Source organism: Paenarthrobacter sp. PH39-S1 (assembly GCF_030063245.1).
Classification (GTDB): Bacteria; Actinomycetota; Actinomycetes; order Actinomycetales; family Micrococcaceae; genus Arthrobacter_M.
In genome coordinates this window covers 59,112-82,265 of record NZ_JASISR010000012.1, presented here as the reverse complement: position 1 = coordinate 82,265, position 23,154 = coordinate 59,112, and the positions used below count along the sequence as shown (strand labels likewise).

General features: G+C 60.8%; 19 protein-coding genes and 1 tRNA gene. 14 read left to right on the top strand and 6 right to left on the bottom strand.

Annotated features, from left to right (window positions below; translation table 11 throughout):
• Positions 1-9: 9 nt before the first annotated feature.
• Positions 10-1,482, top strand: coding sequence for a pyruvate kinase (gene pyk, locus QMG52_RS09645; RefSeq protein WP_283560197.1), 1,473 nt, complete (start codon positions 10-12; stop codon positions 1,480-1,482).
• A 98-nt stretch (positions 1,483-1,580) separates the two neighbouring features.
• Here the strand turns inward: pyk and QMG52_RS09640 are convergent, their stop codons facing one another.
• Positions 1,581-2,198 (bottom strand): ANTAR domain-containing response regulator, encoded by a 618-nt coding sequence (locus QMG52_RS09640; protein ID WP_283560196.1) that lies wholly within the window; start codon positions 2,196-2,198, stop codon positions 1,581-1,583.
• A 161-nt stretch (positions 2,199-2,359) separates the two neighbouring features.
• Here QMG52_RS09640 and QMG52_RS09635 point away from each other — a divergent pair.
• Together QMG52_RS09635 and QMG52_RS09630 are read left to right on the top strand one after the other, a co-directional pair.
• Positions 2,360-2,440 (top strand) — tRNA-Leu (locus QMG52_RS09635).
• 88 nt (positions 2,441-2,528) lie between these two features.
• Positions 2,529-3,659 (top strand): tyrosine-type recombinase/integrase, encoded by a 1,131-nt coding sequence (locus tag QMG52_RS09630; protein WP_283560195.1) that lies wholly within the window; start codon positions 2,529-2,531, stop codon positions 3,657-3,659.
• Positions 3,660-3,678: 19 nt separating this feature from the next.
• Here QMG52_RS09630 and QMG52_RS09625 read toward each other — a convergent pair whose 3' ends face one another.
• Both QMG52_RS09625 and QMG52_RS09620 read right to left on the bottom strand, forming a co-directional pair.
• Positions 3,679-3,918 (bottom strand): hypothetical protein, encoded by a 240-nt coding sequence (locus QMG52_RS09625; protein ID WP_283560194.1) that lies wholly within the window; start codon positions 3,916-3,918, stop codon positions 3,679-3,681.
• 4 nt (positions 3,919-3,922) lie between these two features.
• Entirely contained in the window at positions 3,923-4,177 is a 255-nt protein-coding gene (locus QMG52_RS09620) for a helix-turn-helix domain-containing protein (RefSeq protein WP_283560193.1), read from the bottom strand.
• A gap of 352 nt (positions 4,178-4,529) precedes the next feature.
• Here QMG52_RS09620 and QMG52_RS09615 point away from each other — a divergent pair, with 352 nt between their 5' ends.
• The 5 genes from QMG52_RS09615 to QMG52_RS09595 all read left to right on the top strand — a co-directional run bounded on the left by QMG52_RS09615 (position 4,530) and on the right by QMG52_RS09595 (position 8,588).
• Positions 4,530-4,868: a hypothetical protein gene (locus QMG52_RS09615; RefSeq protein WP_283560192.1), complete on the top strand. Its 339-nt coding sequence runs from the start codon at positions 4,530-4,532 to the stop codon at positions 4,866-4,868.
• Positions 4,869-4,908: 40 nt separating this feature from the next.
• Entirely contained in the window at positions 4,909-5,415 is a 507-nt protein-coding gene (locus QMG52_RS09610) for a helix-turn-helix domain-containing protein (protein ID WP_283560191.1), read from the top strand.
• Between the two features lie 359 nt (positions 5,416-5,774).
• On the top strand, positions 5,775-6,710 hold the full coding sequence (locus QMG52_RS09605; RefSeq protein ID WP_283560190.1) for an RNA polymerase sigma factor: 936 nt from the start codon (positions 5,775-5,777) through the stop codon (positions 6,708-6,710).
• Between the two features lie 40 nt (positions 6,711-6,750).
• Entirely contained in the window at positions 6,751-7,470 is a 720-nt protein-coding gene (locus tag QMG52_RS09600) for a hypothetical protein (RefSeq protein ID WP_283560189.1), read from the top strand.
• On the top strand, positions 7,470-8,588 hold the full coding sequence (locus QMG52_RS09595; protein ID WP_283560188.1) for a C40 family peptidase: 1,119 nt from the start codon (positions 7,470-7,472) through the stop codon (positions 8,586-8,588). Before QMG52_RS09600 ends, QMG52_RS09595 begins: the two co-directional genes overlap by 1 nt.
• 105 nt (positions 8,589-8,693) lie before the next feature.
• Here the strand turns inward: QMG52_RS09595 and QMG52_RS09590 are convergent, their stop codons facing one another.
• Positions 8,694-9,932: an IS110 family RNA-guided transposase gene (locus QMG52_RS09590; RefSeq protein ID WP_283560187.1), complete on the bottom strand. Its 1,239-nt coding sequence runs from the start codon at positions 9,930-9,932 to the stop codon at positions 8,694-8,696.
• 737 nt (positions 9,933-10,669) lie between these two features.
• On the opposite strand from QMG52_RS09590, the gene QMG52_RS09585 reads away from it, so the two are divergent.
• Positions 10,670-11,503: a Hachiman antiphage defense system protein HamA gene (locus QMG52_RS09585; RefSeq protein WP_283560186.1), complete on the top strand. Its 834-nt coding sequence runs from the start codon at positions 10,670-10,672 to the stop codon at positions 11,501-11,503.
• Positions 11,493-14,333, top strand: coding sequence for a DEAD/DEAH box helicase (locus QMG52_RS09580; protein ID WP_283560185.1), 2,841 nt, complete (start codon positions 11,493-11,495; stop codon positions 14,331-14,333). The genes QMG52_RS09585 and QMG52_RS09580 overlap by 11 nt, the downstream gene beginning before the upstream one ends.
• 1,387 nt (positions 14,334-15,720) lie before the next feature.
• Here the strand turns inward: QMG52_RS09580 and QMG52_RS09575 are convergent.
• Positions 15,721-16,020 carry a hypothetical protein gene (locus QMG52_RS09575; protein ID WP_283560184.1) on the bottom strand — a complete coding sequence of 100 codons (300 nt, stop codon included), beginning with the start codon at positions 16,018-16,020 and terminating at the stop codon, positions 15,721-15,723.
• 427 nt (positions 16,021-16,447) lie between these two features.
• On the opposite strand from QMG52_RS09575, the gene QMG52_RS09570 reads away from it, so the two are divergent.
• A protein-coding gene (locus QMG52_RS09570) for an IS3 family transposase (protein ID WP_283560183.1) occupies positions 16,448-17,832 on the top strand; the annotation gives its coding sequence in 2 pieces (ribosomal slippage) (positions 16,448-16,766 and positions 16,766-17,832; 1,386 coding nt in all).
• Here QMG52_RS09570 and QMG52_RS22225 read toward each other — a convergent pair.
• On the bottom strand, positions 17,792-18,388 hold the full coding sequence (locus QMG52_RS22225; RefSeq protein WP_502920485.1) for a DUF4062 domain-containing protein: 597 nt from the start codon (positions 18,386-18,388) through the stop codon (positions 17,792-17,794). The two genes, QMG52_RS09570 and QMG52_RS22225, sit on opposite strands and share 41 nt — an antisense overlap.
• A 1,459-nt stretch (positions 18,389-19,847) precedes the next feature.
• Between QMG52_RS22225 and QMG52_RS09565 the strand changes: the two genes are divergently transcribed.
• The 3 genes from QMG52_RS09565 to QMG52_RS09555 are packed head-to-tail and all read left to right on the top strand — an operon-like array spanning position 19,848 to position 23,092.
• Complete coding sequence (locus QMG52_RS09565; RefSeq protein WP_110502186.1) at positions 19,848-20,138, top strand: hypothetical protein; 291 nt, start codon at positions 19,848-19,850, stop codon at positions 20,136-20,138.
• 10 nt (positions 20,139-20,148) lie between these two features.
• Complete coding sequence (locus QMG52_RS09560) at positions 20,149-21,630, top strand: type IV secretion system protein (protein WP_283560182.1); 1,482 nt, start codon at positions 20,149-20,151, stop codon at positions 21,628-21,630.
• On the top strand, positions 21,623-23,092 hold the full coding sequence (locus QMG52_RS09555) for an SCO6880 family protein (protein ID WP_283560181.1): 1,470 nt from the start codon (positions 21,623-21,625) through the stop codon (positions 23,090-23,092). The genes QMG52_RS09560 and QMG52_RS09555 overlap by 8 nt, the downstream gene beginning before the upstream one ends.
• Positions 23,093-23,154 lie beyond the last annotated feature (62 nt).

Below are 23,154 nucleotides of genomic sequence, written 5' to 3'. Positions count from 1 at the left end.
GGTAGGTACATGAGACGCGCGAAAATTGTTGCAACGTTCGGACCGGCGATCGCCAGTTATGAAAACACGCTGGCCGTGCTGGAGGCGGGGGTGGACGTGGCACGGATGAACATGAGCCACGGCGACTACGGAGTGCACGACACGACTTACGAAAACGTCCGCAAGGCCGCGGCCTCCCTCGGCAAACCGGTGGGCATCATGGCCGACCTGCAGGGCCCGAAAATCCGGCTGGGCCGCTTCCTGGACGGACCCCATGCGCTGGCCGTCGGCGATATCTTCACCATCACCACCGAAGACGTCCCGGGCACCCAGGACATCTGCTCCACCACGCTCAAGAGCCTGCCCGAAGACGTCAATGTCGGGGACACCCTGCTCATTGACGACGGCAAGGTCTCGCTGGTCGCCACCGCGGTCGACGACGTCAAGGTCACCACCGTGGTCACCGTTCCCGGCGTCGTCTCCAACAACAAGGGCATCAACCTGCCCGGCGTAGCCGTCAACGTCCCCGCGCTGAGCGAAAAGGACGAGGACGATCTTCGCTGGGCGCTGGCGCGCGGCGTGGATCTGGTTGCGCTCTCCTTCGTCCGCGACGCCGCCGACATCGACCGCGTGCACCAGATCATGGACGAAGAAGGCCGCCGCGTACCGGTGATCGCCAAGATCGAAAAGCCGCAGGCCGTGGAACACCTGCCGGCCATCATCGACGCATTCGACGCCATCATGGTGGCCCGCGGAGACCTCGGCGTGGAACTGCCGCTCGAAGAGGTTCCGATCGTGCAAAAACGCGCCATCGAACTGGCCCGCCGCTGGGCCAAGCCCGTCATCGTCGCCACCCAGGTGCTCGAATCCATGATCGAAAGCCCGCGCCCCACCCGCGCCGAGGCCTCCGACTGTGCCAACGCCGTCCTGGACGGCGCGGACGCCGTCATGCTCTCCGGCGAAACAAGCGTCGGCAAGTTCCCCATCGAAACCGTCAAGGTGATGGCCCGGATCATTGAATCCACCGAGGTCCACGGACTGGAACGTGTCCCGCCACTGGGCACCCAGCCGAGGACCCGCGGCGGCGCCATCACCCGTGCAGCTGTCACCATCGCCGATCAGCTGGACGCGAAGTACATCTGTACCTTCACCCAGTCCGGCGACTCCGCGCGCAGGCTGTCGCGGCTGCGCCCGGTCAAGCCCGTCTTCGCGTTCACCCCGGATCAGCACGTCTGGAACCAGCTGGCGATGGCCTGGGGCATCCGGCCCATCCTGGTACCGATGGTGCACCACACGGACGAAATGACCGAACAGGTGGACAAGATCCTGCTGGAGAAAAAACTGGTCGACGACGGCGACCTGGTGGTCATCGCGGCCGGCTCCCCTCCCGGCCAGGCCGGTTCCACGAACTCGCTGAAGGTCCACAAGGTGGGCGACCTGGCCGACTTCAGCGCGACCGGAACCTCGAACCGGGAAAAGGTCGGCCCCTGGCCCACCCACTAAAGTTCCGGCAGCGCTGCTGTCCCAACCGGCAGCGCTGCTCTCCCAACTGAGTCGCACTTATGGCACCCAAACGACCGTTTGAGTGCCATAAGTGCGACTTAGTTGACCTGATTGATGATCGTCTCCGCGACCTCGCGCATGCCGAGCCGCCGGTCCATCGATGTCTTCTGGATCCAGCGGAACGCCTCCGGCTCTGAAAGCCCCATCTTCGTCGTCAGCAGACTCTTGGCTCGCTCCACCAGCTTCCGCGTCGCGAACTGCTCCTGCAGATCGCTGACCTCCGCCTCCAGCGCCTTGATCTCCTCATGGCGGGACAACGCGATCTCGATGGCAGGGATCAGATCCGCCGGCGTGAACGGCTTGACCACATACGCCATCGCGCCCGCGTCCCGCGCCCGCTCCACCAGCTCCCGCTGGCTGAACGCCGTCAACAGCACCACCGGGGCAATCCGGGCCTTCACAATCTTCTCCGCGGCCGTAATGCCGTCCATCACCGGCATCTTCACGTCCATCAGCACCAGATCCGGCCGCAGCTCCTCGGCCAGCTGCACCGCCTTCTCACCGTTGTCCGCCTCGCCGACCACGTCGTAGCCCTCGCCGCGGAGAATCTCCATAATGTCCAGGCGGATCAGCGTTTCATCTTCGGCGACCACCACGCGGCGAGCCGGAACGGGCGTGGACGGAGTGGTCGGCGCGGGTTCCGTTTGTTCTAACACGAGGGCTCCTTGAAAGCGGTATTGTTGGGCAACGGGACTCCGGGGGCGTTCAACAGTCCACGCCTCTGGCTGGAGGTTGCAGTTCTACGATTTAGCCTATCGGCATGTAGAGTAGTTTCTCGCATGGGTGAGGGTTTTTTGCTCTTTATCTCACGTTGAAGGCCCGAGTGGCGGAATGGCAGACGCGCTGCACTCAAAATGCAGTATCGAGAGGTGTGTGGGTTCGAGTCCCACCTCGGGCACCGTAAAACCGCAGGTCAGAGGCGCATTGAACGGCGTAGTGTTCCCAAAACCTTATAAAGTGTTCCCAAACGGCGTAGCATTGAGGCTATGGCCAGCATCGTAGTGCGCCCATCTCGAACCGGACCCAAGGCCTACCAAGTCCGGTGGAGAGACCCGGAGGTAGGGTCCCAGCAGAGCATCACCTTTGCTTCCGAGACGGAAGCAGTCACACTGAAGAAGCTCCTTGACGCCAACGGTCAGTCGTTCAAGGTTGCGCAAGGCGCCATCCTCGACGCCCGGCGGAACGTTCCTTCCGTCGCCGAAGTCGTCCAGGAGCACATCGACTTGCTGGTACGGCCGTCGGTCGGCACCGTCCGGACGTATCAAACCATGCTGGACCTGCACATCGTTCCCGGCCTTGGTTCTATTGCCGTGGACAGAGTCGACATCCGGCACCTGACGGCGTGGATTAAGTCCATGCAGAAAAAGGGTCGAAGTGCCAAGACGATCAAGAACGTGCATGCCCTTCTTTACTCGGCTATGGAAACGGCTATCGCGCTGAAGTACCGCAGCGACAATCCCTGCCGGCGGGTCCAGCTGCCCACGGGGGAGAAGCCCGAAGACGAGGCCAGATTCCTGACGCACCGCGAATTCGGACTGATCATGGACGGAATGAAGCAGGCATATAAGGTCTTCACCGAGTTCCTCGTCATGACAGGGACGCGCTTCGGGGAAGCGACAGCTGTTACCGTCGCCGACGTGGACCTGTTGGCCAAGCCCGCGACGGTGCGGATCAACAAGGCATGGAAGCGCGGCGCTAACAGCGAGTTCTACCTCGGCGCAACGAAGACCGGCGCCGGCAAGCGTACAGTCGCACTGAACCCGCAGCTGGTGGAAAGATTGATTCCGCTGGTGGCGAGTCGGGCAGGAAAAGAGCTGTTGTTCCCTGCGCCTCGTGGCGGGCAGTTGCGGCACCGGGTGTTTTGGGCAATTTATTGGCTCCCCGCCGTAAAGGCGGCGCAGGCGAAGGGATTGATGAAGGAGCCGCGCATCCACGATCTTCGGCATACTCATGCTTCGTGGCTTATCCAGGATGGCGTCTCGCTGTTCACGATTTCGCGGCGCCTTGGCCATGCTTCCACGTCGACAACAGAGCAAATCTACGGACACCTCATGCCGCAGGCACTTCAAGACGCAGCAGACGCGGTCGAGCGATCGTCGAGGGCCTGGCAGGAGTAGGGCGCTTCTCGCGGCTCGCTTATTTGAGCCTGCGTTCGGCTCGTGTGCCGATGACGCGGCGGGCGTCCGCATCGAGAATGTGGGGTTTGACTTCACGGAGGTGGGCGATCTCCTCGAGATGTTCGTCAGTGAAAATGATCTTGCCCTTGCCCCAGGTGAGGTGGGGGAATTCGCAGTTCGCAGCTCCGGCCCGCAGCCAGGCTTCAGAGCAGCGGAGCAGTGCAGCGGCCTCATCGGGCTCATAGAATTCGAGGCGCATGTTGCTACCGTCCGTTTTCCGCGACTTCACTCGATGTCGAGGTGCTTGGTTCGGCATGCCCGGCGAGCCAAGCACTGAAGTCGTCGCGGTCAATCCGGATCAGCTTGCCGAAGCGGTAAGCGGGCGGCCCCATGTGCTTGGCTCGCCATTGGTAGAAGGTTTGCCGGGGAATCTGCAGTTGGTCGCAGACGTCTTGGGGCGACATCCACTGTCCCGCCTGGGTCGAGGCATGAGCGGCCGGGTCCTGATTGATCCTCATTGCAAGTCCCTTTCGGTGCGGACAGTGGCGAACTGTGGCCCGAGATTGTGAAATTTGAGCCTTGCACTGTTCATAGTGGTAAGTGCGGCAAGCGACGTGACCTCCCTGCACTCCTCTGGCCAGCTCCGAATCCATCAGGGCGGCAGTAATACTTTCTTTCAGATCCGTGATCTCGCGTGTATCCGCCAGGCTGCCCGTCCGGCCAGGAACTTGCAGGAGGGTGGCTGAGACACCCAGGGCCCGAGTTTTGTACCGGTTTGGTCATGTCGAAAGAGTCTCGGGAAACGATGAACAGGCAACGGACTAGGGCGTCCGGATCCGGTTGGTTCGCCATTGTCAGAAGGAGGATGCCATGGCTGAGCATCCGCAAGCCAACGCATTCCATCAAGCCGCGGAGCTCATGAGAAACGAACGGTATTGGCATCGGAACGGTGATGAAGACGCGGAGTTTCTTCGTGCGCTGATGGATGTCCTGAAGGAGGTTTCGTACCATCTCGATGCCATCCAGGTCTTGGATCCCGCAGGACTCTCCGCCTACGGTGCCGCAGCGGGGATTACCACGTATCCCGTCGCCGGCAAGGTAGACGCCGAACTGATCCTGATGACCGCAGCCGACAACGTGCTCGAGCGGCTTATTGCGACGGGAACAACCGCACGGAATACTGGGCTCAGTAAGGGCGCACCGGGCTAAAAGCCCTTGGCGCCGCGATGTCCAGCACCGGGAGCGCGAAGTGGCAGCCGAGGAAAGCGAGGCAGACGTCACTCCGTCAGCCCAACTTATCCTCGCGCGCCGCCTGAACTTGCTGCTCGACGTCGTTATGGCGGAAAGGGGAAGTCCACTGACGTTCCCCGAGTTGCAGAAGGAGCTGGCCGACCGCGGTGTGAGCCTTTCTCGCGCTCGCTGGTCATACATGAAAGACGGCACTAGCCGCCTGGTATCGGACCCCCAACTGTTGACGGCCATCAGCGACGTTTTCGACGTAGATCCGGCTTACTTGCTAGGGGACGACGAATCGGAGTTGCCGGAGCGTATAGATTCCCGGCTTGAGTTTGTAAGGTCCTTGAGGGCCGCGAGGGTGAAAACATTTGCCGCCCGAGCGTTGGGCGATGTATCCCCTGAAACCCTCAAGGCGATCACCGATTACCTCAACAAAGACATCAAACGTCACTCAACCGGTGAGCGCCTAGCCGCGAATTATCCAGAAGATACCGCCGATGGGCAGCCGTCCGCTCCCTAATACGGGCCTTGTTTGTCGAGTACCGCGGCGCCCTTCGCTGCCTGTGAACAAGTTCGACGCCAACCCTCCGGACGACCACTCTCCGTCCGTCGGTAGCGTCCTGTAGGGCATGGGGGTCACTCCGCCCCAGGGCTGTCCACAAGCGGGCAGAACGCTCTTGACAATGTTTTAGACATGTCTAACACTGAAATGGTAACTTCATGCGGAGGCGCCCACGGGAACCACGAGGGCTCGCTTCACAGCTGGGAAATCCAGCGTGCTTTCGTCAACACACCTATCTGCGCGGACGTGAGCCATAGCGGTGGCGCCAGTCGCGACGCCGCTCGTCGATAGTCACCATACGCACGAAAACGGTGAAGATGATGGGCCTCAACTCCAGAGAATCAAGTACCGCCTTCCTCCACAGCAGCATCGACCCGTCGTTGGTACGCCCGCCGGAGTTGGACATTCCCATCGATCAGTTGATGATCGCCGTCGAAAGTGTTCGTCCGTACGTGCGCGCCAGACTGCTTCGCATTGGCCGCGTCGACGACCTCGACGATGTCATGCAGGAGGTCCGCGTTGCTGCGTGGGATGGACTGGTCAAGCGGCGCTATCGCCAATTGCCCGACGCTTCGTTTGGGGGATGGGTTCAAGGGATAGCGGTCCACTTGTGCGCCGATCATGTCAGGCGGACTCTGGCCCATCCGTGGATGTCACTTACCGCTGACCCGGAGGTATCGCAGGCATCACCGGTCGACTTTGCAACCACGGAGAGCGTCGAGCAGATTGCCGAACGCGAATGGGTGGCCGAGGTCCTGACCGAAGTGCGCCAGCACGTCCCAGCCGAAACGTGGGAGAGGGCGGTGAAGTGCCTGACTACGCCCCGGCAACGGCATGAAGCACACACGCCCGAATGGGAAGAACGCAAGCGCTGGCATGCGGTTACCGTGGTCCGCCAAACAGCCGTGACCGTGAAGGCAGCGCTGGAAGTCGATGCACGAACGCTCGACGATTCACCGACGATCATCGCGACGGCGGTGTGCTGCATACCAACGGTGCTCCTCCAAGTTGTTGCCGAACGTTTGGTCTTGACGGGCATTCGCGGCGCCGAGAGAACGGCGGGTATCGCCGATTTATCGGCTGAGACCGGCGTCAGTAAAAAGTACCTTGAGGGCAGGATTGGTTACGCGCGCAACCTGTATCTCGCTGCACTCGACGTTCTCGAGCGTGCTGTAGCGGCGCGCCAACGTTCCGAGGCTGCCTTCAATGACGCCAACGACTTCACGCACGACGTTCGCGTGGTCATGTCGTAAACCGCCACAGCGACCATGAGCCCAGTGAAAGGGGTCCACCATGCATGCCATTGCCGAATTGATGCCCTACGTAGCCAGGCGCCGGCGGTTGTGGCTGTCGTTGCTGGTGACCGTGGTTCTGGTTGCTGCCATCGCGGTCGTCTTCGCCGCACGGACTCCCTCACCGGCTAAGTCCGCGCTGCCCGCCCCAACGGCAACCACAGCGAGCCCGAAGATGCCCGCAAGCGGGCCTTCCTTCGTCGCCGTCGTTCCGTCCCAAAAACCGGAACTCCCACTCGCAACTAACGAGCCAAACACGACGAATTACCGAATGTTGGCTCAGGCCGCAGCGGAGGCGATCTATACGTGGGACGCCCGATCTTCGACGTATTCGGAAGTCTATGAACGACTGCGCTCATGGTGGGACGTGCTGCCCGACGGGTCGAACCCATTGACAGTCATGGCTCAGGAATTCCAAGCCACGGGAGTCACGCCGGCGTCATTCGCCGCTTTGTCAGGCATGCACGCGTACCGAACGGCCTCGGTATCAACCTCCTCCTGCGACGAGCAACTCACCCAGGTGCAGCAACAGCCGGCACCATGGGCGGGCCTACACGCGTGTACTTTTACGCTCAAAGTCGAGGAGCACCAAACTGGTGGGAAAAATGCTTACACCGTGCCAGTGAGCGTCATGGTCAACTGCCCGCCGGCGTCGACGGCGCCCGCCGACCGCTGTGCCATGGTCGCCTTCTACGCATCGGCTGACAGGATCGTCTACTGATGGCTGTGCCGGCGCTGGTGCTGGCAGCGATCAAGCGCCGTGCACTACTTCGCCTTGTCGCCTATGTTGCCGGCGTTATGGTTCCGGTGCTTGCCGTGGCGATGTGCGGCGGGCTGGCGCTAGTGGCCTCCGCGGCACAAGGAAGTACGACGGCGTGCCTCACCACCGCGTCAACCGCGGCGAAACCCGGGACCGGTTCCGGGCTGTCGATCCCGACGACTTCTGGCCCACCCACTGTCCTCAGTACTGCCCAGGTGACGGTGGCGCGGGACTACATCGGTGTCGGCAATTCCCTAGGCGTCCCGGATGCGGGGCAGGAGATCGCCATCATGATGTCGCTGCAGGAATCAGGGCTCCGGATACTTGCCAACACGTCCGTCCCAGACTCGATGGCCTATCCGCACGATGGGGTTGGGACGGATCATGATTCGCTAGGCACCGCCCAGCAACGTCCATCAACCGGTTGGGGGAGTGAGGCCGAGCTGATGAACCCCGTCTACGACGCGCAGGCGTTCTTCGACGGTCCAAACGGACCAAATCACGGCTCACCACGCGGACTGCTCGACATCCCCGGCTGGGAATCAATGTCCAAGGGCAGCGCCGCTCAAGCCATTCAGGCTTCTGCCTTTCCCGAGTTGTACGCCCAATGGGAAGGCGAGGCGCACGCAATTGTGGCTGCGCTCAAGTCAGGCGCCGACGTAAAGAACTGTGACGCCGACAAAGGTAATGCCAGCATTCCGCCTCTACCCGGCAACCTGAGCAAGCTGCGCCGGGACGTCATCCAATATGCACAAGAAGGCGTCGGCGGTACATATGTATGGGGCGGGACGGCATTCAAAGCCTGGGACTGCTCCGGGTACGTCCAATGGGTCTACAGCCAGGCCGGCATCCAGCTCCCGCGAACGGAACAGTGGCTCACAGGAACTCCGACGACAACGCCCCAGCCAGGCGACCTCGTGGTGCAAAATCCTGACGGGCCAAACCATTGGGGACACGTGGGGATCTACGCCGGCAACGGCATGATGTTCAGCGCGCTCAACCCCGCGGTGGGAACACTGCTGCATCCAGTGGCGTGGAACTCTGGCACGCAGTATTTTGTCCTGATCACGAAAATATAGTCGACACATCGGACCTTGGTTGTGCGTCCTTGTTTTATCTCGGAGCCTGCAAGATCGTCGACGGTCCGTGGGCATCCATGTGTCTACCAAGAAAACGAAGGTGACCTATCCTGCGGAAAGTGGGATGAGGTTGGGTTCGAAGCCGAGGGAGACCATTCGGCGTTGGAGCCGTTTCCTGGCTCGTTCGGGGTTGGTTTTATCGTAGTGATCGATGCCGAGTTCTTCATATGCGACCCCGTCATGGAGCATGTTCCAGACGATGACGAGCAGCGTATGTTGCAGAGCGACGACGGCACGCAGGGCGCCGGCATGCGATTGGATACGCCGATACTTCACTGCAAGATAGGTCGTTTTTGATCGTGACACGGAAAGTGCTGCAATTCCCAGTGCGGCCTTCAGATAGTGATCGCCGGGACGGGTTTGCGTGGACTTGACTCTCCCGGCGGATTCGTTCTGGCTCGGACACACTCCCGCCCACGATGCTAAATGTCCGGCGGTTTCGAAAACGGTCATGTCGACACCGGCCTCGGCGATGACGACGTTAGCGACATTCTTCGAGATCCCCGGGATTGTCATCAGCAGCTCCCGGGCGAGGGAAAAAGGCTTCATCACCGTATCGATGCGGGCGTCGAGCGCTGTGAGGGTCGCCTCGATTTGATCAATGCGGTCCAGGTGCAGCTTGACCATGAAGGCGTGGTGGTCGGTGAAGCGGCCCGTGAGGGCTTCGACCAGCGCAGCGGATTTGTGGACCATCGAGGCATGCGCCAACGAAGCCAAGGCCTGCGGGTCGCGTTCCCCGGACACGAGGCCGTCCAGGATGCGACGGGCCGACTGGGTGCCCAGTCTGCTGGCGACCGAGGATAATTTGATGTTGGAGTCCTCCAACCCTTTCTCCAGACGCGCGTATTCGCGGGTGCGCTCATGAGTCAGATTCGACCGGGTGCGCGTCAAATCCCGCAGCTGACGAATCGGCTCTGGGGGAACGAAACTGGCCCGCAACAGGTTGTGGGCGGCGAGTTCCGCTAACCATGTCGCGTCGGAAACATCGGTTTTGCGTCCTGGGATATTACGGGCCGCTTTCGCATTGACCAATTCCACGTTCAGCGACTCCGCCAGCAGGAAATAGAACGGTTTCCAGTAGTCGCCGGTGGCCTCCATCACGACCACCGTCACCGCAGCCGCCTCCAGATCACGGCGCAACCGTACGACTGCATTCGTCGTCGCTCCGTACGTGGTCACGGTCTTGCTGAATGTTCCAAGTCGCGCCCCTGGTATCCGGATACAGACCTTTGCGTCGCGTTTGGAGATATCCATTCCCGCAGCGCGTTCGTGCACGATGTCCATCATCGTCTCCTGCCCTTGATTCCGACGGCACCACCAGCTGGTGGTGCCGGGTGCCGCGGGAAGGGCGGGGAAAATGATTCAGGAATCTACTAAACGGGCTCATCACGCCTGATGACGCTGGGCATGCGGCACCAATCCACGGTTCCCGTGGAAGCCCTCCACACCACGCTCGTAAACAGGCTCAAAGCACTAAGACACACCGGCGTCGACCGCGGCACCACCATCATCCACCGCTGCCCAACCCAGCCACAAGCCCGTTTCCTCACACCACAACGCCGCGAAGCGGCTCCACCGCTCGTAACTAACGGTGATTACACCGATCCAGTCAGAAGGTTGCGAGACATAGTTACGGAAATCGCCGGCCGTGGACGAAACTCCACCATTCCGCGAAAATTTGAACAGTGCCGCCGCAGCGGTCGCGGGGTCGACCGGACGCCTCTTATCCCTAGGGTTCCCAGACGCCTACTATGTCGCCAATAAAGGTGAACCCGGGGACAAGTCTAACGGGCACCTTATACGAGCGGCAGGATGCTGACACATCGTGCCACGCCTTGATCAGGAGACCGGTAGCGCGATGATCGACCGACTTACGTACTTCCTCCAGTAACCGGCATGCGACCTATTCGCTGACACACCTCAGGAACGCGGCCCAGCGGCCGGTTTTGGAAGAGAATAGGATACCTATAGATTGACGGAGCCCAGTATGGGCGCCCGTCCCTGAGACGGATCATGTATCAATGAAGAGGTTGTTGAGTGCGGTCTTCGAGCCTGCGCGGTTTTGGGGGATAAGCGTCGTGACCATGTTTGATAGTTGGTGCTCGAGCAGCGCGCTGACCTTAATTGCCTGCCAAGCAGTTGCCAAAGTTGTTGGAAACATCGACTCTCACGACGACGCCGCAGGAGTTGAGCTCCTGGCTGTCAAGCTTCCCGACGCCTACGCCGACACGACGGCTCTTACGTTGATTGCGGCGCGGTATGGAAAGCCAGGGTTGGCGGCTTTTCTCCGCGACCGGTTGCCAACAAAGAGAAGCGCTCGATCCGGCGACATGGGTGAGATCCTGGCGACGACATACCTCGCTGATGAGCTTGGTTATGTCGTCGGACCTAGTCGGCTCATCGACCGTGACCACCAAGAGTGGGCGATGAGGGGTGACGACGTGCTCGCTGCCAGGATTGGTGGCGGATCAGAGTTGTATTTAGTCAAAGGCGAAGCCAAGAGTCGCGTCAGCATCGGTGGGGCAACAGTCCGGGAAGCCAGAGAGGGGCTCTCCCGAAACGACGAAATGCCCTCCCCACAGTCACTGTCCCAGTTTGCTTCGCGCCTTCTAAAGACATCTGATAGCGAGGTTGGCGAGGCGGTGATCGATGTGCAGTTGACCAAGGGGGTGAGGTCGGATCACGTAAGTCATTTGATGTTTCTGCTGACGGGAAGCGACCCAAGCTCCCACGTCAGCGCGGACCTCCAGGCGTACGCTGGCACGATCCCCCAGCTGACCGTTACGCTGCGAGTCCAGCATCACCAGAAGTTCATTAACGACCCCTATGACGAGGTAGTCACCAATGTCCCGTGACGCACGAGCGCTGCTGAATGACCTCGACGCCGCCACAGACGCGGGCTTCCGTAGTCGCCTACTGGCCCGCGGGCAGGCCCAGTCGATGATTCGCCGGGAGGGCGTGCTTCCGCACGGCTCGCCGGAGTTCAGCCCCTTTCTCGACGCCGACCTCCTCAACTATGGCTACGCGCTTCTCGCCGACGGACTGGACCTACTGGAGCAGCTAGAAGTAGACGGCAATGACGAAACGACCAGCCAAATCGAGGTCGCCCGGCTAGCGTTCATTCAGGGCTCATACGCCTTAGAAGCGGCCACTCGCAACGCTGCGGATGCTCCCGACAAAATGTTTCATCGACTCATCGCGGGCGCGGCCAGCCATCTCGGTGGTTACGCCGCCCGCGCCTTCTCGCTGATGGAAGGGAGTCGAGAATCCAGCCAGATGACGCCAATGGAGCTCACCCTGGCTGACCTGATACTGCGTAATCTCGATGCTATCGAGGAACGAACACGACTACTGCGCTCTTCTGTAGAAGTATCGGACGGCTCCCTGCTCACTTCCCTCTCCGATGACGACCCCCATGAGGATGACGCACTCGGACCGATCGCCTTGTTGCTCAGCGAGAACTACCTCTCCTCCGTGTCCTCAGGTCTCTTTGCAATTGAGGTCGGTGACCGCGAACTACTAGCTAGCGCGATGGAGAATGTGGCCCTAGGGGAGCGTGCCTCAATGGACGTGAGTGCTCCCGGGCCTTGGTGGGTTTACCGGCTCACCCGTCGGATGCTCGGTGACTTGTTCGATACCAGCATCAACTCAAACGTTCCGGTCGACCCGCCAATCGGCGGCGAGGGTGAAGTCACCCGTTGGCGTTACCTACGCCGCACTTTCATAGAAAATCTCCTTGCACGAGGGCGGTCCGAGATCGACTTGTGGCCGTCACAGATCCATGTCGTGGGCCGAGTTTTTGCCGACGCGCGCGACCTAGTCGTCGCCCTTCCAACCAGCGCTGGTAAGACTCGCATTGCCGAACTAGCCATACTGGCGTGCTTGGCACAGGGGCGGCGTACCGTCTACGTCACCCCACTTAGGGCCCTCTCTGCCCAAACCGAGCAGGTCCTGACAAAAACGTTCAGCCCTCTCGGAGTACGAGTGTCCTCCCTTTACGGTAGCGCGGGGATCAGCGACGTAGACGACGACGCGTTGCGCTCGAGCGAGATCGTCGTCGCCACCCCGGAAAAGCTTGACTTCGCGCTTCGGTCCGACCCCTCTGTATTGGACGACGTCGGGCTGGTTGTTCTCGATGAGGGGCACATGATCGGCGCGTCAGAGCGCGAGGTGCGTTATGAGGCCCAAATTCAGAGGCTCTTACGCCGTCCCGACGCTTCAACACGTCGAATCGTCTGCCTGTCCGCCGTGTTCCCTTCCGGTACAGACTTAGAGGACTTCGTTGCTTGGATCACCGACGACGATCCCCAGGGCCTGCATCAGGAGACTTGGCGTCCCACCCTGCAGCGGTTCGGCCTCGTTGAGTGGATTGGTGACCACGCGCGACTGGCAATTACCCTCGGGTCTGACCAGCCATTTATCCCCCGCTACCTCGAGGCGATCCGGCCGGCGGGAAGGCGCAGAAGGCAGTTCCCCGCGGACCAGCGTGAGTTGGTGATCGCTACAGCGTGGCGCTTGGTCGAGGAGGGCCAAACCGTTCTCGTCTTTTGTCCGCAGCGCAACTCGGTTGAGCCTTATGCGCGCGAAATCATCGGATTACACAGGCAAGGCCTCATCGCCACTGTCTTACCTGATCTTGTCGATCTGAGTGGGGCGCTCGTTGTGGGAGCCGAGTGGTTCGGTGCCGATCATCCGATTCTAAAGTGCCTCGAGCTCGGCGTCGCCATCCACCACGGAGCCCTTCCGGGACCGTTCCGCAGGGAAGTGGAGAAGCTCCTCCACGATGGCAAGTTGAAGGTCACTATTGCGTCGCCTACCCTTGCCCAAGGGCTCAATCTGTCGGCGTCGGCAGTGCTGTTCCACGGTCTCAAACGTGGCCGCGAACTGCTGAAGGGATCCGACTTCTCCAACGTTATCGGTCGTGCCGGGCGCGCGTTCGTCGATACCGAAGGGCTGGTGCTATACCCGATTTTCGAGCCACGGCCGTATCAGCGTGAGCAGTTACGACGGGACTGGCTGCAGTTAACCCAAGGTGACGGAGGCAAGGCGCTCGACTCCGGACTCATCCAGGTCGGCCTTTCGCTGCTCGCGCGCATGCACACCTCCCGCGGGTCCGGGCCCATCGAGCCCTTCCTGAATTACCTGACGGGTGGGCCGGATTGGAACCTTCCAGTCCTGCAGCAAGAGTCGGCTGCAGACCATGCGACCGCCGCGGCCAGGTGGAAATCCGACCTCTCTTTGCTCGATATCGGCATTCTCAGCATCATTGGAGATGGCGCTTACGACGCCGACCCGGACGCTGCCACGCAGGTACTTTCTGATGCTCTCGTTGACTCGCTATGGGAACGCCAACTAAACCGCCGAGCAAGCGACATCGCCACGGCTGTTCGCCAATTGGTGACGGGTAGGGTCCGACATTTATGGCGTACATCCACGCCTTCTCAACGTCGCGGCTGGTATCTCGCTGGCTTGGGAGCCGCCGCTGGGACAAGTTTGTCTGCGATCTCAGGGCATGTGATCGATCTGATGAACCAAGTCGAACTCGACCTCGACAATGATGATCACGTCGGCGCATCCGATCGGCTCGTCGAGATCGCTGATGCTGTCTTTAGCCTGGACATATTTCCCCTGAAGTCTCGGTCGACGACAGGAGCAACGTGCTTCGTCATTGGGTCCAAGGACTGAGCCTTGCGGACCTCCCAGGGGATCGTGTCGCAATCGCCCAATTCGTCGAATCGGGGCTGGCCTATCGATTGGTCTGGGGTATGGAGGCTGCCCGGGTCTTTGGGGCAGCCCAAGGCAATGCCCTGGCCGAGATGTTGAATGGTGCAGCCGTGACCGCAATCGAGACCGGAACTTTCAACCGGTCGGCATCGGTTCTCATCCGCTCCGGATTCGACCACCGACTTGCCGCTGTGAACGCAGTCGTCAGCACTGGTGCCGATTTCAACTCAGCAACAGACATGCGCCAATGGATCGACGACCTCGACCCCTGGTACGCATCGAACGAAAGCTGGCCAAGCCCGGAATCTCGGTCGGCATGGGAGGAGTTTGCGTCACACGTCCGCCGCCCACGCCTCCGCCGATGGACGCGCAGTAATGAAGATATTGAAGATGTTATGTGGCATGGACATGCGCCCGCCCAAAATACATGGCTCCGGGTGACCGTCCGTGATGAAAACACTGTCCAAATCTGGACGCCTGGCTTTGACCTCCTAGGCGAAGCCAGTGTCCAGATAAACCCCCAGCGACTCGGGATTCTTCGCGCGCAACGTATGCCTGACTCTCAGGGGATCCGCTTGTTGTATCGCGGACCCCGGGACCTCTTCCCTCCCACAGGCTCAAAGAATGCGGCCCAGCCCCAGTAGCACGCTCATGCGAGCTACTTCGCTGGAATGCCTCGCGAGTTGGCCTTAGCTGCTGGTATCAGAAGAGGGATGGGGCCTCGGGATCGATGCCGGTCAGCAGGGGACGGACGATCATTTCGTTCCACCCGTGCTCAAGTAGTGCGGTATACAGTTCAACGGAGTGGGCGTGGAACTGCGCTCGTCCGGCGCCGCGCCACCGGAAGGATGACGTGTTGGCCTGGCGACCTTTTTTTGAGACCTGTCTAGAAATGTTCGATGCTTGGGTGCCGCGCCCGCCCAATCAGGGCGGGCATGTGGGCATTCGAGCCGGAATCAATCGTGGCAGCCGCATCCTTCCGCCAGTCGACTCGGTGTCTCGAAACCTAGGTGTCTCGAATCCCACCATAGACGCAGCAACATCCTTAGTATGAATCCGTTCGATTCGGCGGTCTTGCAAGCGGTTCGACTGGCGGGTCTCAGCGTCACCATCGGCCGCATCCTTGGATAGCGGCCCCATCTCGGAAAGCATGTCCATTGGCGCATTCACTGCAACCCTCCGGCGAGGCTTCACCGCTGCCCCCTACAGCCGGACCAACAAGCTCGAGCCCGATAGCGGCCAGATCCCATTGACACCAGTATGACGGGCACTAGATGCTTCCCTTGCCCGCCAGTGCCAGGACAACGGAGGACGGCTTCGAACCCTTGGTTTACTGATACTGCAGGCCCTACGCAGTATTCTGGAATGCGCGAATAAGGGACTGGGCCAGCAACATGGCCGCTTCGTTTGCTCCTTGATCGAGCGCTGCAAAACTCATGGTTTCGTCAGGCTCGACACGTACTGGGGCGTTGTTCATTCTCAGGCTGACGCTGTTGCGCGGTTGGTTGTTGAGGGCAGCTAGCGAGACCATCGAGCCAGTGGTGAGCCCCACTCCTACGGCGAATCTGGTTGCCCCCGCCACACCGACTTGTCCAACTAGATGCAGTGCGGCAGCTATTCGCTGCGCCGCATCATCCACGTTCAGCATCACACCCATCGTGTCCCCGGGGAGTCGGGACGTAACTGTCGTTCTGCCGTCTTTGAAGACCATCACGGAAGCGAAAGAACCTTCGTACGCATCGTGCAATCCTCCCGTTCGTAAGGGCGGGGGTGCGCTCACTCCGACGCATTCTTGAAGGTCTCTCGACTCCAGCGCCTGGCTCTCTGAGGCGAGGCCAGCGTATCTAACGTGGGAAGGTAGGCCCAACCGCACCTGCTCAAGAACGCGACTTGATATGGGAGTCCCTCCATAAGGGATTACATGGACTTCAAGCAGGCAGCGCTCGGACCCTATGTGTCAGGCTGGAACGGTACCACTGGGTCATAGCAAGTCCGCTTGATCGCGTGGGGCGAGAACCAGGAATCTAATCATTATGTCTAGTCTAGTTTTGAGTGCCGTAGGCCAAGATGGTCCCATGGACAGTCCGGGACCGCGTGCTGGTGGACCGACCCCTCGCCGGTCGTTTACCCCGGCGCAGAAGCTTGAATATTTGGCCGCGTATGAGGCCGCCTGCCAAGGAAATGAGGGTGGGGCGTTCCTGCGCCGTGAGGGCCTGTATTCCTCGCAGATGACTGAATGGCGCCGGCTGCGCGACGCCGGCGTCCTGGCGGGCAAGAAGCCCGGGGAAACAATCGGAAAACTCTCCAAGGACCAGGCCGAGATCGCGCGTCTGCGCCGCCAGTTGGAGGTGAGTGAGAGCCGGTTGAAACGATCCGAGGCAGCTTTGGGAATCATGGAAAAACTCTCGGCGTTCTTAGAGAACGCCATTCAGGAATCACCGGACGAGCCGAAGTCCAAGAAGAATTGATGGCCGCCTATCAGGGCCTGCGCGAACAACTGGTCCCCACCCGGCAAGCGGCGGCCCTGGCTGGGGTTTCCCGCACCACGGTGTACCGCAAGCCGGCCCCGCCCCGGGAGACGGCGGCGGTAACACCACCGAACAAACTGTCCCCGGTCGAGCGGGCAGCAATCCTGGCCGCGTTGAATGCCCCTGAGTTCGTGGACCTGGCACCGATGCAGGTCTATGCGAAGCTGCTCGATGCGGGCGTCTATCTGGGCTCGTTGTCAACGTTCTACCGGGTCTTGGAGGAGAACAAGCAGGTCAAAGAACGCCGCCGCCTGGCCAAGCATCCGCCCCGGACCGTGCCCGAGCTCGTCGCTACAGCCCCGGGCCAGGTCCTGACGTGGGATATCACGAAGCTGGCCGGGCCGGTGAAGGGCAAATACTTCGACTGCTACATGATGGTCGACATCCACTCCCGCTTCATTGTCGGCGCGCACGTGCATGCCAGCGAATCTGCGGTTCTGGCGGTGGAGATGATGAAGGAAATCTTCGGCATCCACGGCATCCCGGACGTGGTGCACGCGGACAGAGGTACCTCCATGACGTCAAAAACCGTCGCCGCGCTGCTCTCGGACCTGGAGGTCACCCGGTCCCACTCCCGACCCCGGGTGAGCAACGATAATCCCTACTCAGAAAGCCTTTTCAAGACCATGAAATACGGGCCGATGTTTCCCGAACGCTTCGCCTCACTCGGCGATGCCAGGGCGTTTATCAGTGAGTTTGTGGACTGGTATAACCATGACCACCAGCATTCCGGGATCGACTTCCACACCGCCGCCAACGTCCACTACGGGCTAGCCGACGGTGTCGCCAAGCAACGCTCCGAAACCCTCGCCGCGGCACGGGCAAGTCACCCCAACCGCTTCACCAAAACCACCGACCCCAAAATACTGGCCCTACCCGGGCCTGCATGGATCAACCAACCCAAGGAAAACACCGAAAAACTAACAGCCTAACTCCCACTGGTACCGACCGACTTGAAAAATTCCGGGACGAAGAAAACTGATTGTTGGCTAGTCCCTCAGGCAGCCAACGAATTGCGATGGGGGCTTGCACCGGTTCGAAATCCAGAGTCGTCGGCGCGGCTTCTAATTCGTGCAGGGCGGCCACCACCGCTTGCTGAAGGTCCGCTACGTCAGCAAAGGTCTTGTAGAACCGACCGGCTCCATAGCTACCCAGATGCTGTTCGAAGGTCTGCTGCTCTGCGTCGAAGTCCACTCCGTCCTTACGGAATACATATCTGGGCTTACCTGCCCGTTGTGCGGTCATCCACTCGTCATGGGTGGCCGACTGCCCGGTCTCAGGGAAGACATGACCGTAGTGAGGTCCCAGCAGAAGTAGATATGCGTCGCTGGACTCAACCCCGCGTATACAAGCTTCCCTGCTTGGGGCCGATTGTGCCGTGAAGTCCTCGAACCGCACAGGCTCGTGCCCCAGTGCTCTGATCAGTCCGGGGAGCGCGTCGCGTTCCTGCTCTAGCCCGCGCCTGACGCTGCTTATAAAAATCCTCATTTGATCATTCTCCTGTACTCGCGCGCCATCTCCTCGTAGAACTTCAGGCGGACGACAGCCCGTGCGAGTCGTTGCTGGTGCTTTGCAAACCAACGTAATATCAGGCGGGCTCCCACTAAGAGGAGGCACCCATGGCCATCGACGCTGCTGGAACCGCGATGGCGACCGACAGGTAGAGCCACGGAAGGCTTACGCACCAAAGACGGCATTCAGATAGGCGCCGGTGAGAGCCCCGAAACTTCCACCCTCCAGATGGGCTGATGACATGCGCACCTGAAACAGTTCCTCGAGCCGCTGATCTTCCTGAAGAGTGAGAAACCTACCGATGTCAGTATTCATAACCGGGGCCGTGTGTCGCCAGAGTGTCGGGCGCCGCGAGTACGAGTTCACCCTCGACCCGCAAACCGGCTTGCCCTTGAAACCAGTGGGTCAATCATGAATCAACACGACGTCATTACGTTTGCTCTCCTGAAGAGAATCCCGAAGTTCTCGTTCTACCAGCTCCTGTAGATTAGGGGGCGTCGCGCAGCCACTGCCCCCACTCGGGCCGTACCCCTGTCCCTCTTCCGGGGAGCAGCGAAGCTCAGGCGGCACCTGTCGATGGACCGGCACGCACAATCTGTGTTCATGCCCCTTTCTACATTGAAAGACGACACTCACTCGATGCTCAGCTCCGTTCATCTGGACCTCTCTTGATTCTTCACTGCGACGGACATTCATGCTCAAGACGCTGACTGAATCCTAGCGCCCGCCACTGACATCAAACCGGCGGTGCGTTTCCGGGAGTCAAGGCATAAGCCCTCGGTGTTAGTACCTGGGTCGAGGAGGCCGAGCCTCGTAATCTAAGCCTTATGGCTGCCAGCAACGGATTGCGTTCGGCTGGGCCTCGAAGGCGGAAGTCAAGGTTGTTGGGTGGCTACGCGTCAGCGGAACAGGGCGGCCACACGCACGGGACCTGACTCGAAATCTGATCCCGCGGTTCTCTGGATTGGGGAAAACGGCACTGCAATCCATTTCGATTGGGGACGACATCCACACCTAATCTCCCGTAGTCTCATACACGGTTCCCTTTACGGACAATGATGCGCTGTGACGACTTCGGAGATTTTGTGCAGCTGACTTCGAAAACAGCATCATCGACGGTCTTCGGCCCACATCTACTGCACAAAAAACTGACGTATTCCACTTGGCCGCGTCAAGGTCCCCTGTACCCCAAGGCCGACTGAGTAGCCTCCGGACACAGAAACTGATTAGCTCGCAGTGGTAGTCCGAGACGTCGGTCAGATGTTTCAAAAGTGGCCGGTCGATCGTTGGAACAACCATGGCTTCGAGGCGGAAACGGATGTCGATCGTATCGGGTTCCACCTCAAGTCATTTCCTCATGTCGTTTAGCTCTATGCCAACCATGAACTCGTGAATCCTCCCCACAAATGTGGGAAGGCAATGATAGGAGTTCACGATGTTCCTCGCCGCGCCGGTGGATCCCGGAATCACACCGAACACAAGTTTTCCTTTTCTTGAGTCGCTGAAGGAGATCGGCGGCGGCATCCTGGTCGGTGCCTTCATCATCATCGCGATCGTGGCCATTCTGGGTGCCGCGATGCTTCTGGCCGGCAAGTTGAGTCAATCGTCGCGGTTGGCCTCCGGGGGCGGGATGATCCTGCTGTGGACAGGGCCTGTGGCGGCCATCCTCGGCGGCATCAACGGCTACATTTTATGGTCGCAAACCGCATTTCATCTCGGGTTCTAGGCAATCAAAAATGCTGCCGATGGTGGAGTGCCAGGCGGGCGGGTGGTGGCCGCCTGGCTGCGGCCTGCTCTCGCAGACTCAGGACGCTGCGACCAACACCATCACGCAAATGTTCGCTGGCGTTTTGGCGAGCATGGCCTCGTGGATGTGGTCGTTCATCTCAGGTGCGTTTGGCGTTTCGGCCATCGGATCTTCGGACTGGACCATCGTCAGTGGCCTGACGAATTGGTGGATCGTCGTCATGATGACACCGCTGGTCGTCGCGATGATCCTCCAGGTCCTCGGCGGGCTGGTCAGCCAACAGCCGCGACGGATCGGGCGCGCCTTGATCGCCGGAGGCATTGCCGTCCCGGTCGTGATCGGGGCGGTAAGTCTGATGCAGCAGCTCACTGCGTTCACAGACTCGGCCTCGACCGCTGTGCTGGCCACGCTAGGCTCGGACCCTTACGTCGTTTTCATGCGGCTCTTCGGATTTGAACGTGCTTCTGCCGGGTCAGCGCAACAGTGGAATCTGATCTCGCTGTCCACTCCGGGCACCAATGATGGTCCCATCGGTTCAGTCATCACCACGGTGGTTGCCGTTGCGATCGTTTGGATACTTTCGTTCGTCCTGATGTGCTCGATGATATTCCGGTCATTTGCACTCCTGGTGCTGGCGGCCACGGCGCCCGTTGCGATCATGCTGATGCCGTGGGAACGCACGAAGTCGTGGACGCGTCGCTGGTGCGAGACTGTTGTTGCCCTTCTGATTGCGAAGCCGTTGGCTGCCACCGTCCTTGCTGTTGCCGTCAAGCTCTTCGCCAACTCCACCTCGTTCGCCGGGTTGGCATCGGGTGCGGTGGGCATGTTGCTGGCCTGTGCCGCGCCGTTGATGGCGCTGCGTCTGGTGAGCTTTGCCGGCGGTGAGCTGGCCGCGGCCGCCCAAGTGGCTGGCGGCGGCCACATCCTGACGCGGAGCAGTGGAATCGCGGCGAGGCAGGTCGGTCGGCAGCTGGGCGGCAAGTTGACCCTGGCGAACCTTGGTTCGCGGAAGCCGGCTTTGGTCCAGTCGAGCCCGCAACCAAAGTTAGCGGCCCCTGTCTTTGCCCGGACGCAAAATCCTCAGCAAAACGTGAAGTACGACGGCGGCCAGCTGGCTTCCAGCGGCCCGCACCCGATGCCGGGGTCGGAAAACAAGACGTACGGACAGCCAAGCAGCAAGCACACCGGGCCAGCCCATCGGAACCACGGCGCATCTTCCACGAGCGCACCTCCAACGAGTGCGCGAAGCAGCAACGGGGGACTGGATATCTCCACGCCGGCGGATTCATCAGTTCCTCGGCCGCTGGGGCACCAAATCAGTGGCGGCGCAACGCGAGGACAGCAAGCCCCGCCACAGGCGCAGCAACCGGTTCTCGCACCCCGGCGTGCCCCAGCTCCGCCACCGCCACCGCCACCGCCGGCGTTGCCGCGCCCGAACACCATCGATCCGGAAAGGGACAAAGATGTCTGACAATACGCGCACGTTGCAGTCGGTGAAGTTTCCCCGCTATGAGCGGCACGGACTGTTCATGGGCTTGCAGTGGTACCAGCTGATGCTGATTGCCGCTGGGGTGCTGGTAGCCAGCGTGGCCTCAGCAACAGGAGGACCGCCGGCCCTGATCATTACGACACCCGTGTGGCTGGTACTGGTCCTTTTCGGCGTCGTGCAATACCAGAGGATTCCTTATCCGGTGTGGGCATTCGCCGCTACGGTTTTCCTCTGGCGTCAACAGATCGGACAGACCAAATTCCTGGCCAAACCCGAGCAAACCAGATCAGCGGGTCAGCTCGCGCTCCCGGGAGGGTTGGGGACGCTTGAGTTGCGGCAGACCGCTGATGGTGCGGCTTTCGTCGTCGACCGTCAGGGGCATGAAGCGGTGGCGATCCTGCGTTGCAGCACAACGTCGTTCGCTCTGCTGGACGATGATGACAAGGCCTACGCCGTGCAGGCCTGGTCGCGGGTGCAGACTGCGATGGCGCAACGGCCTGCCGTGGCCCGAATTGCGGTGCAGGACTACACGGTCCCGTACCCGTCCACGGCTCTTCGTGAGTTCTATGACCGCGCGAAGGCGCCGACGCGGATTGACGAGGTGCGGTGGGGCGACAAGTCGTACCTGGATTTGATTGCCGCGGCCGGCTCGGCAATGAGTCATGAGCTGCTTGTCTGCCTGGTCATCGATACGTCGAAGGCGCGGCGGCGAATCCGGGACGCCGGCGGTGACCTGATCGGGACCGAGCATGTGGTTCGTTCGGAGGTCGAGGCGCTTACCACCGGCTTGAAGTCCCACGGTGTCACGGTGCAGGAGTGGTTGCCTGAGAACAAGGTGACAGCCATGATGCGCGGAGCCTTTGATCCGCAGGCCGTGACCCGGCTGGCCGCAGCAGTGCAGGGGAACCAATCCGAGACCATGAGGGTTGGTGCCGGGCCGATGGCTGTGGAGGAGCATTGGTCCTATCTGCGCACGGACTCGGGCTTCCATCAGACATTTTGGATCGCTGAATGGCCGCGGCAACAAGTGTTCCCCGGTTTCATGCACCCGCTGGTGTACGTGGGTGACTTCCGGCACACGGTCACCGAAGTCATCCGTGCCATCCCGACCGAGCAGGCGTTGAGGGACATCCGCTCCGCCCACGAGGCCCACGACACGCGGCGGCGCGTCAACGCACGCTTCGATAGACCACTGACCCGTGAGCAGCGCGCCGAGGAAGAGGAAGTCGCTCAGCGTGAGGAGGAGATTGTCGCCGGCCATGGCGACGTTCGCCCAGCTGCCTATGTCACTATCACCGCCGAGACGCTCGATGACTTGGCTCGGTATCGGCAGGAACTGGAATCGGCGGCGGCCGGCGCGTTCGTCGAGCTGCGGGTACTGGCCGGGCAGCAGTGGCCCGCGTTCGTTGCGGGCGCGCTGCCGCTGGGGAGGGGATTGAAATGAGCAAGCATGCACAGCATGTCAGTTTCATTCCATCGGGAGAGTCACGCTTTGATCGGAAGGCA

Excerpts from the sequence above, each read along its gene's own strand:
- QMG52_RS09615 (WP_283560192.1), top strand. The coding sequence starts at position 4,530 with ATGGCTGAGCATCCGCAAGCCAACGCATTCCATCAAGCCGCGGAGCTC.
- QMG52_RS22225 (WP_502920485.1), bottom strand. The coding sequence starts at position 18,388 with ATGAGGATTTTTATAAGCAGCGTCAGGCGCGGGCTAGAGCAGGAACGC.
- QMG52_RS09560 (WP_283560182.1), top strand. The coding sequence starts at position 20,149 with ATGCTGCCGATGGTGGAGTGCCAGGCGGGCGGGTGGTGGCCGCCTGGC.
- QMG52_RS09630 (WP_283560195.1), top strand. The coding sequence starts at position 2,529 with ATGGCCAGCATCGTAGTGCGCCCATCTCGAACCGGACCCAAGGCCTAC.
- QMG52_RS09575 (WP_283560184.1), bottom strand. The coding sequence starts at position 16,020 with ATGCTGAACGTGGATGATGCGGCGCAGCGAATAGCTGCCGCACTGCAT.
- QMG52_RS09590 (WP_283560187.1), bottom strand. The coding sequence starts at position 9,932 with ATGGACATCGTGCACGAACGCGCTGCGGGAATGGATATCTCCAAACGC.
- pyk (WP_283560197.1), top strand. The coding sequence starts at position 10 with ATGAGACGCGCGAAAATTGTTGCAACGTTCGGACCGGCGATCGCCAGT.
- QMG52_RS09595 (WP_283560188.1), top strand. The coding sequence starts at position 7,470 with ATGGCTGTGCCGGCGCTGGTGCTGGCAGCGATCAAGCGCCGTGCACTA.
- QMG52_RS09585 (WP_283560186.1), top strand. The coding sequence starts at position 10,670 with ATGAAGAGGTTGTTGAGTGCGGTCTTCGAGCCTGCGCGGTTTTGGGGG.
- QMG52_RS09580 (WP_283560185.1), top strand. The coding sequence starts at position 11,493 with ATGTCCCGTGACGCACGAGCGCTGCTGAATGACCTCGACGCCGCCACA.
- QMG52_RS09620 (WP_283560193.1), bottom strand. The coding sequence starts at position 4,177 with ATGAGGATCAATCAGGACCCGGCCGCTCATGCCTCGACCCAGGCGGGA.
- QMG52_RS09555 (WP_283560181.1), top strand. The coding sequence starts at position 21,623 with ATGTCTGACAATACGCGCACGTTGCAGTCGGTGAAGTTTCCCCGCTAT.
- QMG52_RS09605 (WP_283560190.1), top strand. The coding sequence starts at position 5,775 with ATGATGGGCCTCAACTCCAGAGAATCAAGTACCGCCTTCCTCCACAGC.
- QMG52_RS09625 (WP_283560194.1), bottom strand. The coding sequence starts at position 3,918 with ATGCGCCTCGAATTCTATGAGCCCGATGAGGCCGCTGCACTGCTCCGC.
- QMG52_RS09600 (WP_283560189.1), top strand. The coding sequence starts at position 6,751 with ATGCATGCCATTGCCGAATTGATGCCCTACGTAGCCAGGCGCCGGCGG.
- QMG52_RS09565 (WP_110502186.1), top strand. The coding sequence starts at position 19,848 with ATGTTCCTCGCCGCGCCGGTGGATCCCGGAATCACACCGAACACAAGT.